At 59.3% G+C, this 12753-nt stretch carries 12 protein-coding genes; 9 read left to right on the top strand and 3 right to left on the bottom strand.

The features are described 5' to 3' along the window. The first annotated feature begins 5 nt into the window (after positions 1 to 5). From GS605_RS13620 to GS605_RS13590, 7 genes are all read left to right on the top strand, one after another. Positions 6 to 731 (top strand): endonuclease NucS domain-containing protein, encoded by a 726-nt coding sequence (locus GS605_RS13620; RefSeq protein WP_171724310.1) that lies wholly within the window; start codon positions 6 to 8, stop codon positions 729 to 731. Continuing rightward, positions 728 to 1255, top strand: a complete 528-nt coding sequence (locus tag GS605_RS13615; RefSeq protein ID WP_171724309.1) for a hypothetical protein — start codon at positions 728 to 730, stop codon at positions 1253 to 1255. Before GS605_RS13620 ends, GS605_RS13615 begins: the two co-directional genes overlap by 4 nt. 66 nt (positions 1256 to 1321) lie before the next feature. Then, positions 1322 to 2692: a glutamate--cysteine ligase gene (locus GS605_RS13610; protein WP_152456747.1), complete on the top strand. Its 1371-nt coding sequence runs from the start codon at positions 1322 to 1324 to the stop codon at positions 2690 to 2692. Positions 2693 to 2762: 70 nt separating this feature from the next. After that, positions 2763 to 3836, top strand: a complete 1074-nt coding sequence (pheS, locus tag GS605_RS13605) for a phenylalanine--tRNA ligase subunit alpha (RefSeq protein ID WP_171635078.1) — start codon at positions 2763 to 2765, stop codon at positions 3834 to 3836. A 529-nt stretch (positions 3837 to 4365) separates the two neighbouring features. Beyond that, positions 4366 to 5160, top strand: a complete 795-nt coding sequence (locus GS605_RS13600; RefSeq protein WP_171724308.1) for a PHB depolymerase family esterase — start codon at positions 4366 to 4368, stop codon at positions 5158 to 5160. A gap of 78 nt (positions 5161 to 5238) precedes the next feature. Beyond that, entirely contained in the window at positions 5239 to 7635 is a 2397-nt protein-coding gene (gene pheT, locus GS605_RS13595; protein WP_171724307.1) for a phenylalanine--tRNA ligase subunit beta, read from the top strand. 81 nt (positions 7636 to 7716) lie between these two features. Beyond that, entirely contained in the window at positions 7717 to 8163 is a 447-nt protein-coding gene (locus GS605_RS13590) for a YtoQ family protein (protein ID WP_171119768.1), read from the top strand. Positions 8164 to 8213: 50 nt separating this feature from the next. On the opposite strand, the gene GS605_RS13585 is transcribed toward GS605_RS13590, so the two are convergent. Further along, a complete protein-coding gene (locus GS605_RS13585; RefSeq protein ID WP_171635067.1) occupies positions 8214 to 8912 on the bottom strand; it encodes a glutathione S-transferase family protein in 699 nt (232 codons plus the stop codon). Positions 8913 to 9173: 261 nt separating this feature from the next. Between GS605_RS13585 and GS605_RS13580 the strand changes: the two genes are divergently transcribed. Continuing rightward, the gene (locus GS605_RS13580; protein WP_245218130.1) at positions 9174 to 9935 is read left to right on the top strand and encodes a mechanosensitive ion channel family protein; all 762 of its coding nucleotides are present in this window, start codon (positions 9174 to 9176) and stop codon (positions 9933 to 9935) included. 189 nt (positions 9936 to 10124) lie between these two features. On the opposite strand, the gene ald is transcribed toward GS605_RS13580, so the two are convergent. Beyond that, positions 10125 to 11243 (bottom strand): alanine dehydrogenase, encoded by a 1119-nt coding sequence (ald, locus tag GS605_RS13575; RefSeq protein ID WP_152456755.1) that lies wholly within the window; start codon positions 11241 to 11243, stop codon positions 10125 to 10127. Positions 11244 to 11378: 135 nt separating this feature from the next. On the opposite strand from ald, the gene GS605_RS13570 reads away from it, so the two are divergent. Next, entirely contained in the window at positions 11379 to 11837 is a 459-nt protein-coding gene (locus tag GS605_RS13570) for an Lrp/AsnC family transcriptional regulator (protein WP_152456756.1), read from the top strand. Positions 11838 to 11840: 3 nt separating this feature from the next. Here GS605_RS13570 and GS605_RS21270 read toward each other — a convergent pair whose 3' ends face one another. Beyond that, complete coding sequence (locus GS605_RS21270) at positions 11841 to 12680, bottom strand: CPBP family intramembrane glutamic endopeptidase (protein ID WP_171724306.1); 840 nt, start codon at positions 12678 to 12680, stop codon at positions 11841 to 11843. Positions 12681 to 12753 lie beyond the last annotated feature (73 nt).

Raw genomic sequence — 12753 nt, 5'->3', positions numbered from 1 at the left:
GAACAATGAAAGCGCAATATCGGGATTGGCTTGTTGCCGAGGGCTATGCAGAAAACACCTGTGTCGCTCAAATTCACCGGGTCCAGAAAGTCGAAGCGCATTATGGCTCATTGGACGAAGCCTTTGACCTTGGGAAACTGGAAGACGTTCTGGCAAGTCTGAGCTATTCGACTTCGGACGAGCGCAGCGACAAAGAGAACCCCTCACGGATTCCGATCAATGGAAATCTGCGAAACGGGTTGCAATCCTACAAGAACGCAGTTCAGCGCTACGCACGGTTCTTGCGTGAAATCCAAGCTGGAACCAGTTTGACAGCCGCGAACGAAAGACTTGAAACTACAGGACAGACGAAGCCTGAAAGGCAGCGGTTTACGCTTGAGCGAGATATGCAAACCGCAATTCGGCAAAATATCTCTTTGTTGGATACCGGATTCGAAATCGTGGATGACGGTGCTGAACGGGCAGTGGCCTCGGGCTTTATCGATATTCTGTGCCGCGGCGCGGATGGCAGCCTGGTCGTTGTGGAGTTGAAAGCCGGCAAAACCGATTCGAAGGTTGTCGCCCAGATATTGGGGTACATGGGTGATTTGGTCGAGGAAGGCGAAGAAGCCGTCAGAGGGATTATCGTCGCTCATGAGTTTGACCGGCGCACGATCTCGGCCTCAAAGGCAGTCCCCAACCTAACGTTGGTTCGTTACTCGGTTTCGTTTGCGTTCGAGGCTTTGTCATGAGTTTCATCCGACCCGAGGCAAAACTGGCCCTGTGGCGCTGGCGCGAAGTGCTGGTTGCCGGGTTTGTCCTGATCCTCGGTCTCAGCTGGATCAACGGGCCCGGTGGTCTGCTGGGGTGGATCGGCTGGCTGCTTGTCGCTGTCGCAATCGCCCTGGCGGTGATCGGGGTGCAGCGCGCAAGGTTCAGAACCGGCACTGGCGGACAGGGTGTCGTGACCGTCGATGAAGGTCAGATCACCTATTTCGGCCCACTGGATGGCGGCACCATCGCCACGCGCGAGATTGAGCGGCTGGCGCTTGATCCGACCTCGACGCCGGCGCATTGGGTGTTGGAACAACCGGGTCAGGCGGTGCTTCACATTCCTGTGAATGCGGAAGGGGCCGAGGCGCTGTTCGATGTCTTCTCGGCGCTGCCGGGTCTGAAAACCGAGCATATGCTGGCCGAACTGAACGGTGGATCGGCCCATCCGGTCGTGATTTGGGAGCGTACGCCCTCGCGCCCTCCACACCTTCGGCTGCATTGACACTGGCGCGGTTTGCCCCCACGACTGGCCAAAAGACAGACACATCAGGATCGGAGCACGGGTCTCATGTCCATCCCCCAGTCCGGCGGCGGACCAATCGAACGCCACGAGCAATTGGCCGAATATCTGGAGTCGGGCTGCAAGCCCAAGGCAGACTGGCGCATCGGCACCGAGCATGAGAAATTCGGCTACTGCAAAGACACGCTGAAACCGTTGCCGTTTGAGGGTGCGCGATCCATCGTGGCGGTGTTGGAGGGCCTGCGCGACCGGCACGGTTGGGCCGAAGTCCGTGAAGCGGGTCATCTGATCGGTCTGGAAAAGGATGGCGCCAATGTCAGCCTGGAGCCGGGCGGCGCGCTGGAGCTGTCGGGTGCTCCGCTCGAGACCATCCACGAAACCTGTGATGAGGTGAACACCCACCTGCGCGAGGTGAAGGACATCGCTGATGAGATCGGCGTGGGTTTCATCGGTCTGGGCGCGGCACCGACCTGGACACATGAGGAAATGCCGCTGATGCCCAAGGGGCGGTATCGGCTGATGAATGACTATATGGAAAAGGTCGGCACCATGGGCCGCGCCATGATGCGACGGACCTGCACGGTTCAGGTCAACATCGATTTCGGGTCCGAGGCCGACATGGTGCAGAAACTGCGCGTGGCGTTGGCCTTGCAGCCGGTGGCAACGGCGTTGTTTGCGAACTCGCCCTTTTTCGAAGGCAAGGTAAATGGCCAGAAAAGCTGGCGCAGTTACATCTGGCGGCATCTGGACGATGCGCGTACGGGCATGCTGCCTTTCGTGTTCGAAGACGGCTTCGGGTTCGAGCGCTACGTGCAATACGCGCTCGATGTTCCGATGTATTTCGTCTATCGCGATGGCCAGTACATCAATGCGCTGGGCATGTCGTTCCGCGACTTCCTGAAAGGCGAACTGCCCGCTCTGCCGGGTGAAACGCCCACGCTCAGCGATTGGGCCGACCACCTGACCACCGCCTTCCCCGAGGCGCGGATCAAGAAATTCATGGAAATGCGCGGGGCCGATGGCGGCCCATGGCGTCGTCTGTGTGCCTTGCCCGCCTTCTGGGTTGGCCTGACTTACGATCAAACGGCCCTGGACGCGGCCTGGGATCTGGTCAAAGGCTGGGATACCGAGACCCGCGAGGCGCTGCGTGTCGCGGCTGCCAAAGACGGTCTGCAAGCGAAGGTCGGCACCATCAACATGCACGATCTGGCGCGTGAGGTTGTGGCGATCTCCGAAGCCGGCCTGAAAGCCCGCGCCTATCCCGGTGCCGGTGGCCTGGTTCCGGACGAGACCCATTTCCTCAACGCGCTCAAGGACAGCATCCAAAGCGGGAAAGTGCCTGCGGATGAGTTGCTGGAACACTACAACGGCGACTGGAACGGTGATCTGACCCGGATTTTCCCCGAATACAGCTATTGATCCGCCCGGTCCCGCTTGCATTCGCGGGGCTGGCCCGATAGCAGGTTGGCGACCAAATTCAGAGGGCGTCATGGACGATCTTAAGGCAAAATATCTGGGCCAAATCGCCGAGGCAGGCGACGAGAACGCGCTTGAGGCGATCCGTGTCGCCGCCGTGGGCAAAAAAGGCGAGGTCGCGCTGAAGATGCGCGAGTTGGGCAAAATGACGCCCGAGGAACGCCAGGTGGCAGGCCCCGCGCTGAATGCCCTGAAGGATGAGATCAACTCGGCCCTGTCCGCCAAAAAGGCCGCTCTGGCCGATGCCGCGCTGGATGAACGTCTGCGCACCGAATGGCTGGACGTCACCCTGCCGACCCGCGCGCGTCGTCAGGGCTCGATCCACCCGGTCAGCCAGGCGACCGAGGAACTGACCGCGATCTTTGCCGAACTGGGCTTTTCGGTGGCCGAAGGGCCGCGGATCGAAACCGACTGGCACAACTTCGACGCCCTGAACATCCCCGGCCACCACCCCGCGCGGGCCGAGATGGACACGTTCTACATGCACCGTGCCGAAGGCGACAATCGCCCGCCGCATGTGCTGCGGACGCACACATCCCCTGTGCAGATCCGGTCGATGGAGAAACAGGGCGCGCCGATCCGCGTCATCTGTCCGGGCGGTGTGTATCGCGCCGATTATGATCAGACTCACACGCCGATGTTCCATCAGGTCGAAGGGCTGGCCATCGATAAGGACATCTCGATGGCGAACCTGAAATGGGTTCTGGAAGAATTCGTGAAGGCGTTCTTCGAGGTCGACGATGTCGAACTGCGCTTCCGCGCCTCGCACTTCCCCTTCACCGAGCCGTCGGCCGAGGTCGATATCCGCTGTTCCTGGGACAATGGTCAGCTGAAGATCGGTGAGGGCGACGACTGGATGGAGATTCTGGGCTCGGGCATGGTCCACCCCAAGGTGATCGCCGCCGGTGGCATCGACCCCGAGGTCTATCAGGGCTTTGCCTTTGGCATCGGCATCGACCGTCTGGCGATGCTGAAATACGGTATTCCCGATCTGCGGGCGTTCTTTGATTCCGACCTGCGCTGGCTGCGCCACTACGGGTTCGCAGCGCTGGATATGCCGAACCTGCATGGTGGTTTGAGCCGGTAAGTGTACCCGTTGGGTTTATTTCTGGCGCGTTATGTCGATTGGTGCAAAAGGCGCGCCAAAGGTATTCGGTTGTGGCAAATATTTGGATTGTTCACGCTCTCATTTGTCGCAATGCTCTTGGTTTTCGGGTTTGGCGGGGAGTTGTTCGGCTACTTGTTCACAGTCGTAGTTGTTCTTCCTGTAATGCACTTTTTGCAAATCGCCGGGGACGTTTGGTTAAAGGACAAAACTCGCCGCCAAGACGAGAATGAGCAGCTTCAGAAGACTAGAAAGCTCTTGAAAGAATTCCGGAAGTAGAATGCGCGGAGCAAAGGCCGATAGGCCGCCGCGCTATCGCCAGACCGCCCGTACGGGCTGGCGATTTGTCTCCGCAAGTACAACGCTCGAACAGCGCGCGGATTTGGCAATCATAAACCGCCCAACTCAAACCACGGATCGCCACCCCGCGGTCTGGCGACAGCGCGGCTTGTCACAATCTCGCACGGGGTTGTGACGTGACAGCGGGCGCAGGCTCGTTAGGGTTCGGCAGATGATTTACCGACTGCTCTGCCTTCTCCTGCTGACCGCCACCCAAGCCGTTGCCGTGGATACCTGCCACGGTGATACCGCCTGTCAGGTCGGGGACCGCTCGTATCATGTGTTAGAGCCGGATGGGTGGGACGGCGAAACGCCTCTGCCGGTGTTGCTACATTTCCACGGTTGGGCACGGCAGGGGACCGTGGTGGTGAACCACGAGCGCATCGCCGGAGCCACAAAGCTGCGCGGTGTGCTGCTGGTGGCTCCGAACGGGTTGGGCAAAAGCTGGGATTTCTGGACCTCGGACACGGGCGACGTGCCTTTTGCTGATCGGGTGCTTGAGGATGTAGCCCAACGCTATCCGATTGACCCGGATCGCATCTATGTCTCGGGCTATTCCTTTGGCGGCGCGATGGCGTGGCGTTATGTCTGCCAGTCGGGCAATGACACTGCCGCGCTCTTGGGCATTGCAGGCACCATTCGTCAGACTGAGCACTGCCCGCAGGCCCCGGCCGAGGTGCGCCATGTGCACGGAACCAGCGATACCGTAATGGACTTCCCCTTTGGCCCGGGAGGGGACACGACCTATCCGGTGGCGCTGTGGCGGCAGAAATTCGGCTGCGAAACAGCGACGCCGCGTGGCGATTGGAGCGTGGTGCCGATCCTGACGCTCAGCCGGGTGGAGTGGACCGATTGCACGCAGGGGCAGGTTTCACTGGACACGCATCCGGGTGGGCATTTCATCCCACACGGCTGGATCGGACGGCAGCTGGACGAGCTTTTGGGCCGCACCCCTACCTATCCGTGACGCAGGGCGCTTGCACCCCGGCCCATTCTTTGTCATTGCCTGTGCCGACTGGATATCTGCCAAAAAAGGCCCCGAGCAATGAAATTCACTCTGTCCTGGCTGAAAGACCACCTCGACACCGATGCGTCGGTTGATGAGATCACTGAGGCGCTGACCGACCTTGGCCTTGAGGTCGAAGAGGTCATCAACCCGGCTGACAAGCTCAAGGACTTTACGCTGGGCTATGTGAAACACGCGGAAAAACACCCTGACGCCGACAAGCTGCGTGTCTGCAAGGTGGACACGGATGAAGGCGAGTTGCAGATCATCTGCGGCGCGCCAAACGCCCGCGAAGGGATCACTGTCGTCGTCTGTAAACCGGGCATGTATATCCCCGGTCTGGACCTGACGATCAGCGTTGGCAAGATCCGCGGCGTCGAAAGCTTTGGGATGATGGCTTCCGAGCGCGAGCTGGAATTGTCGGACGAACATGACGGCATCATCGAATTGCCCTCGGGCGAGGTCGGTGACAGGTTCGTTGATTGGCTTGCCGAGAATGACCCGTCGAAAGTCGATCCCGTGATCGAGATCGCAATCACTCCCAACCGGCCCGATGCGCTGGGCGTGGAAGGCATCGCGCGTGATCTGGCGGCGCGTGGGATCGGCACTTTGAAACAGCGCGACTACGTGCCGGTGCCCGGAGATTTCGAAAGCCCGATCAAGGTGACGATTGACGACGACACGCTGGACGGCGCGCCGCATTTCACCGGCCGTCTGATCCGTGGTGTGAAGAATGGCCCCAGCCCGCAATGGTTGCAGGATCAGTTGAAGGCGATTGGTCTGCGTCCGATTTCGGCGCTGGTGGATATCACCAACTATATGACCTTTGACCATAACCGCCCGCTGCATGTGTTTGACGCGGACAAGGTGCAGGGCAACCTTCGCGTTCACCGCGCCAAAGGCGGTGAAACCCTGGTGGCGCTGGACGAGAAGGAATACACGCTACAGCCCGGCATGATGGTTATTTCCGATGACAAAGGCCCGGAATCCATCGCAGGCATCATGGGCGGTCAGGAAACTGGCTGCACCGAGGATACTGTGAACGTCTTCCTGGAAAGCGCGTTCTGGGATCATGTGCAGATCGCGCTGACGGGTCGGGCGCTGAAAATCAATTCGGACGCGCGGTATCGGTTCGAACGCGGCGTGGACCCTGAATACACGCTGGAAGGGCTCGAGCACGCAACCCAGTTGATTCTGGACATCTGCGGCGGCGAAGCGTCCAAAGTGGTCGAGGCGGGCAAAGCGCCGAACCACGCGCGTGCGTACAAGCTGGATGCCGAACGGGTGCAGTCTCTGGTCGGGATGGACATTCCCGAAAGCGAGCAGCGTCAAACGCTGACCCGTCTGGGTTTCCGTCTGGAGGGCGAGATGGCCCACGTGCCCAGCTGGCGCCCCGATATCATGGGTGAGGCCGATCTGGTGGAAGAGGTCGCACGGACCGCCTCGTTGACCAAGTTGCAGGGCAAACCCTTGCCGCGTGTCACCGATGGTATTCCCAAGCCGGTGATGACACCGACGCAGCGCCGCCAGTCCATGGCGCGCCGCACCTGCGCCGCGCTGGGTTACAACGAATGCGTCACCTATACGTTCATCGATCAGGCTTCGGCTGCTTTGTTCGGTGGCGGGGATGACGCGACCATGCTTGAAAACCCGATCTCGTCCGAGATGAGTCACATGCGCCCCGATCTGCTGCCCGGATTGTTGCAGGCCGCAGCCCGCAATCAGGCACGCGGATACGCCGACGTCGCCCTGTTCGAGGTTGGCCCCGTTTTCCATGATGGCGAACCCGGCGAGCAGAAAACCCAGATCGCCGGCCTGCTGGTTGGCCGCAACGGCCCCAAGGATGTGCACGGGGCCTCGCGCCCGGTGGATGTCTTTGATGCCAAGGCGGATGCCGAGGCCGTTCTTGCGGCGATCGGAGCACCGGCCAAGGTGCAGATTCTGCGCGACGGCGATGCCTGGTGGCATCCGGGTCGTCACGGCAAGATCTGTCTGGGTCCCAAAAAGGTGCTGGGTGTTTTTGGTGAGCTGCACCCGCGCGTGTTGCAGGCGATGGATATCAAGGGTCCGGCAATGGCCTTTACGATCTGGCCTGACGAGGTTCCCTTGCCCCGCAAGTCCGGCGCCACACGTGCCGCATTGGAATTGCGTGACTTGCAAGCGGTTGAACGTGACTTTGCCTTTGTCGTTGATGACAACGTCGAGGCGCTGACATTGGTGAACGCGGCGGCAGGTGCCGACAAGGCGCTGATCGAAGATGTACGTGTCTTTGACGAATTCATCGGCGGCAGCCTGGGTGAAGGTAAAAAATCGTTGGCCATAACGGTACGTTTGCAGCCGACAGAGCAGACGCTGAAGGAAAAGGACATCGAAGCGGTGGCCGAAAAGATCATCGCCAAGGTCACCAAGGCAACCGGCGGTGTTCTGCGGGGCTGATGCAGGACCGCCTCCGGCGGTAGTATTTCAGAAAAGATGAAGGGGCGGTGGCGCCCTTTCCGTGTTTACGGAGGACGAAAGATGCTGAACGTGTACCTCTCTGGCGAAATCCACACCGATTGGCGCGAACAGATCATCGACGGCGCGCAGGGGTTGGACATCACATTCAACAGCCCGGTGACGGACCACGCGGCAAGCGACGATTGCGGCGTTGCCATTCTGGGGGAAGAGCCGAACAAATACTGGCATGACCACAAGGGGGCGATGGTCAACGCGATCCGGACCCGAAAGGGCATTTCGGATGCCGACGTGGTGGTTGTCCGGTTTGGCGACAAGTACAAACAGTGGAACGCAGCTTTTGATGCGGGCTATGCCGCAGCGCTGGGTAAATCCATTATCGTGCTGCACGGTCCCGAGCATCAGCACGCGTTGAAAGAAGTGGATGCAGCCGCGCTGGCCGTGGCGGAAAAGCCCGCGCAGGTTGTCGAAATCCTGCGGTATGTGCTGACGGGTGCACTGCCGGGCTGAGCTTTGCGAAGAGGGTGCCAATTTTGGCACCCTTCCAATCGTGAAACAGATTAAGCGCGTGCGGGTATGGTCTTGCCGCGCTGCACCGCCGGGCGTTGCATGAAACGGTCGACATAGGCGACGACATTGGCGTAGCCGTCCCAGCCAACAACCTCTTTCGCGCCGTAGAAGTCCAGAGCATTCAACCAGGGGGCAAGAGCGATATCGGCGATGGAGTAATCGCCGGCGATCCAGTCTTTCCCTTCCAGTTGCGTGTTGACCACGTTCAAAAGGCGTTTGGCCTCGTTGATATAGCGTTCGCGCGGTCGGGGGTCTTCGATTTCGCTGCCCGCGAATTTGTAGAAAAAGCCAAGCTGGCCAAACATTGGCCCCACGCCCCCCATTTGGAACATCAGCCATTGGGTAATGCGATGCTTGTCTGCTGCGCTTTGTCCCAGCAACATGCCTGATTTCTCGGCCAGATACAGCAGGATTGCCCCGCTTTCGAACAGGGCCAGCGGCTCACCGTCCGGCCCGTTGGGATCGATTATGGCTGGGATTTTGTTGTTTGGGTTCAGCGACAGAAACTCGGGGCTTTTGACATCCGCATCCGACAGCGTCACCAGATGGGGCTCATAGGGCAGGCCGGTTTCCTCCAGCATGATCGACGCCTTCACGCCGTTTGGAGTCGGATAGGAATACAGTTGAATCCTGTCCGGGGATTGCGCGGGCCAGCGCGCCATGATCGGATGCGGTTCGTTGTCCAGCATTGGGGGCTCCTGTTTGGCTGTCCCTGTAAAAGCTAGGGGCCACGCCTGATTTATTTAAGCCCTTGGCGATGTGCATTTCCGGTCAGGCCGTGTTTTCTGACGAACAAAGGGGAAATCCCACGAAACTCGCACCTAGACCGGAAGCCAAACTTGGCTCACAATCTGGTGACCCCCGCGAAAACCTCGCGGGTTTCTTGCTGTTGAAAGGAGATGGGCGTGGATGAGGTCGTAACACAGGTGGGTGCATTTGCCCCGCTGATCATGAGTGCCGTCAAGGCGCTTGTCGTTCTGATCCTGGGCTGGATCGTGGCTGGTGCAATCGGGGGCATGGTTCGCCGCCGGATCAATTCGACGCCGCATATTGATCCGACGCTTGGGAACTTTATGGCAAGCCTGGTCAAATGGGCCATTCTGGCCATGGTTCTGGTTGCGGTTCTAGGCATCTTCGGAATTGAAGCCACCAGCATCGTCGCCATTCTGGGTGCTGCGTCCTTGGCTATCGGCCTGGCGCTTCAAGGCACGCTCAGCGATCTGGCGGCCGGTGTGATGCTGGTTGTCTTCCGGCCCTACAAGCTGGGTCAATTTGTTGATATCGGCGGCACGTCGGGCACCGTAAAGGACCTGAACCTGTTCACCACCGAACTGGTGACGCCGGACAACGTGCAGATCATCGTTCCGAACGGTCAGGCATGGGGCTCGATCATCACGAACTACTCTGCCCATGACACGCGTCGTGTCGATCTGGTATTCGGAATCGACTATGGTGACAGCGCTGACAAAGCCATGCAGATCATTCTGGATGTGGCCAAAGCGGACAGCCGCATTCACAGCGACCCGGAACCCTGGGTTCGGGTAACGAACCTGGGTGACAGTTCGGTGGATCTGACAGCACGGCTGTGGTGCTCGGCGCCAGACTATTGGGATGTCAAATTCGAGCTGACGAAAACGATCAAGGAAGCCTTTGACGACAAGGGTATTTCGATCCCTTACCCTCATTCTGTGGAGATCCAGAAACAGGGGTGACGGCTCCCGCCCGTCGATCGGGCATTCGAAAATGCCCTCCTCCCGTTGGGCCGGGCACCGCGCAAGGGCGCGGTGCCCTTTTCTTTGTTCAAACCATCGCTTTGAGTCCAACCGCGCCACGCCTGTGGCGTGGCGCTATGCCCAACGCTGGAAACCGCTTTTCAAAAACGATTTCAGGGGCAGGAGTGGTTACGACTTGACGATCACGTTGGGCGAGACGACGTCAATACCAAGGGCCTTGCCGACCGCATAGTAGGTCAGCTTGCCAGCGTGGACGTTCAGACCTTCCAGCAGATGCGGATCGTCCTGACACGCCTGTTTCCAGCCTTTGTCCGCCAGAGACAGCATGAACGGCATTGTTGCGTTGCCCAGGGCGATGGTCGAGGTGCGCGCCACCGCGCCCGGCATGTTGGCAACGCAGTAGTGCATGATGCCGTCGACGTCGTAGATCGGGTCGGCATGGGTGGTGGCTTTCGACGTTTCGAAGCACCCGCCCTGATCGATGGCAACATCGACAAGAACGGCACCGGGTTTCATCGTCGACAGCTGGGCGCGCGAGACAAGTTTTGGGGCCGCAGCGCCGGGGATCAGAACGGCACCGATGACCATATCGGCATCCTGGATCAGCTCGGCCGTGGCACCTGCGGTCGAATACTGGTTCTTGAAGGTGCCGCCAAAGACGTCGTCCAGATAGCGCAGCCGCGGCAAAGAGCGATCCAGAACGGTGACATCCGCGCCCATACCGGCGGCGATCTTCGCCGCATGGGTTCCTACGACGCCGCCGCCGATTACGACCACTTTGGCAGGGCCGACACCGGGTACGCCACCCATCAGCACGCCGCGCCCGCCATTGGCCTTTTGCAGGGTCCACGATCCGACCTGAGGGGCCAGACGACCGGCGACTTCGGACATCGGTGCCAGCAGGGGCAGGCCGCCGTTCGCATCGGTCACAGTTTCATAGGCGATGGCAGTACAACCCGATTCCAGCAGGTCATGCGTCTGATCCGGGTCCGGAGCCAGGTGCAGATAGGTGAACAGCAGCTGCCCTTCGCGCAGCATCTTGCGTTCCACGGCCTGGGGTTCTTTGACCTTGACGATCATGTCGGCGGTGGCAAACACCTCTTCCGCAGTGTCGATGATACGTGCGCCAGCCGCGACATAGGCGTCGTTGTCAAATCCCGCGCCGATGCCTGCGCCGGATTCGATCAGGACTTCGTGACCACGTGCAACTGCTTCCTGAGCAGCATTGGGCGTCATCCCGACGCGGAATTCCTGAGGTTTGATTTCCTTGGGGCAACCGATTTTCATTGGGCTCTCCGTTCATAAGCTGCTTAAATTATGTGCATTTTGTCGCGCAATTTCTGTGAAAGAAAACGTGTCAATGCGTTTTTCTTTGGAAGAATTTCGCGCAATGTGTAAAAATATCGCAAAGGACTTGCGCAAATGAGCTTGGATACGACTGATCGAAAGATTCTGGCGGCACTGCAAAAAAACGGCAGGATGTCGAATTCGGAATTGTCTGAACAGGTCAACCTGTCTCCGTCGGCTTGCCACCGGCGTGTTCAGCGGCTGGAGGTTGAAGGCTACATTCGCAACTACGTGGCGCTGCTGGATGCGCGGAAGATGAACGTGCCGACAACGGTCTTTGTCGAGATCACGCTACAGGGTCAGGCCGAAGAGGTTCTGGATGCGTTTGAAAAGGCGGTAGCCCGGATACCGGATGTGCTGGAATGCCATCTGATGGCCGGTACGGCGGATTACATTCTGAAAGTTGTGGCGGAAAACACCGAAGATTTCGCCCGCATCCATCGGCAATACCTGTCGCGCCTGCCCGGGGTGGCGCAAATGCAAAGCTCGTTTGCCTTGCGTACCGTGTTCAAGACCACTGCCTTGCCCGTCTGATTGTCATAAAGACCCGGGATAGGTGAACAGAAAAAGGTGGGTCAGGTTGAACCCAAAATGCATCATCACAGGCACCCACAGGCGTCTGGTTGCATAGTATCCCAATCCGCAGGCCAGCCCGAGAATGGAAGCAAAAACCACCAGCGCCGTACCCCCGGCGACATGGGCCAGTCCGAACAGCAGGCTGGCTGCGATCACGCTGCAAGCGGCCCCGAAGCGCGAGGAGATGGCCGATTGCAGATAGCCACGAAAGAAGGCTTCTTCCGTCAGGCAGGTCAGAAACAGGTTGGACAGGGTAAATACCAGCCACCAGGGCGGGACCGAAAATTCCGGCTGCACCGCGCCAAAGGCAAGCCCCAACAGAAACAGCCCCGGCAAGAGCAGCAACCCTGCCAGCAAAGCCGTGCGTTTGATCTGCGTTTTGCCGCGCAGCATCCGGGGCCAGGCCAGAAGAACGGCAAAGAAGACCATCGGTTTGTCCAGGTTCAGATGCAGGGTGAAACTGGCGCTTCCCGCACCTGCCTGTACCTGATCCAGAATTTTCAAATTTTCGAATCCCGGCAGCAGATGGGCACCCATGACCAGGCACCACAGGTTCAACAACAGGTGTCCGGCGACAGCAGGCCATCCTTTCAGATGGGGCAGCAACGAAGCTCCGACCAGACCAAAGGCCACCGCGGCGATCGCCATGGGTGACATCAATCCTGTCGCCGAGGCAATGCTGATGAACAAAGCCAGCAACGAAAAGCCGATGCCTGTCCGCCGGGTCAGCACCATCAATTGCGCTGATATCAGAACAAGCCAGGGCCAGATCGCTGGCATCACGGAAAGAAGGAATGTCACAATCGCCTCGTCTTTGTCATGCGCACCGTGATGCCGCACCAAAACGAGGCAATGCAAGCAGCCATGGCCAAGC

Source organism: Ruegeria sp. HKCCD7559 (assembly GCF_013110575.1).
Lineage (GTDB): Bacteria > Pseudomonadota > Alphaproteobacteria > Rhodobacterales > Rhodobacteraceae > Ruegeria.
Note: the sequence above shows the minus strand (reverse complement) of the source record. Positions and strands in the feature narration are given on the sequence as shown.

Coding starts and splice junctions, on each gene's coding strand:
- GS605_RS13620 (WP_171724310.1), top strand. CDS start 6: ATGAAAGCGCAATATCGGGATTGGCTTGTTGCCGAGGGCTATGCAGAA.
- GS605_RS13615 (WP_171724309.1), top strand. CDS start 728: ATGAGTTTCATCCGACCCGAGGCAAAACTGGCCCTGTGGCGCTGGCGC.
- GS605_RS13610 (WP_152456747.1), top strand. CDS start 1,322: ATGTCCATCCCCCAGTCCGGCGGCGGACCAATCGAACGCCACGAGCAA.
- pheS (WP_171635078.1), top strand. CDS start 2,763: ATGGACGATCTTAAGGCAAAATATCTGGGCCAAATCGCCGAGGCAGGC.
- GS605_RS13600 (WP_171724308.1), top strand. CDS start 4,366: ATGATTTACCGACTGCTCTGCCTTCTCCTGCTGACCGCCACCCAAGCC.
- pheT (WP_171724307.1), top strand. CDS start 5,239: ATGAAATTCACTCTGTCCTGGCTGAAAGACCACCTCGACACCGATGCG.
- GS605_RS13590 (WP_171119768.1), top strand. CDS start 7,717: ATGCTGAACGTGTACCTCTCTGGCGAAATCCACACCGATTGGCGCGAA.
- GS605_RS13585 (WP_171635067.1), bottom strand. CDS start 8,912: ATGCTGGACAACGAACCGCATCCGATCATGGCGCGCTGGCCCGCGCAA.
- GS605_RS13580 (WP_245218130.1), top strand. CDS start 9,174: ATGAGTGCCGTCAAGGCGCTTGTCGTTCTGATCCTGGGCTGGATCGTG.
- ald (WP_152456755.1), bottom strand. CDS start 11,243: ATGAAAATCGGTTGCCCCAAGGAAATCAAACCTCAGGAATTCCGCGTC.
- GS605_RS13570 (WP_152456756.1), top strand. CDS start 11,379: ATGAGCTTGGATACGACTGATCGAAAGATTCTGGCGGCACTGCAAAAA.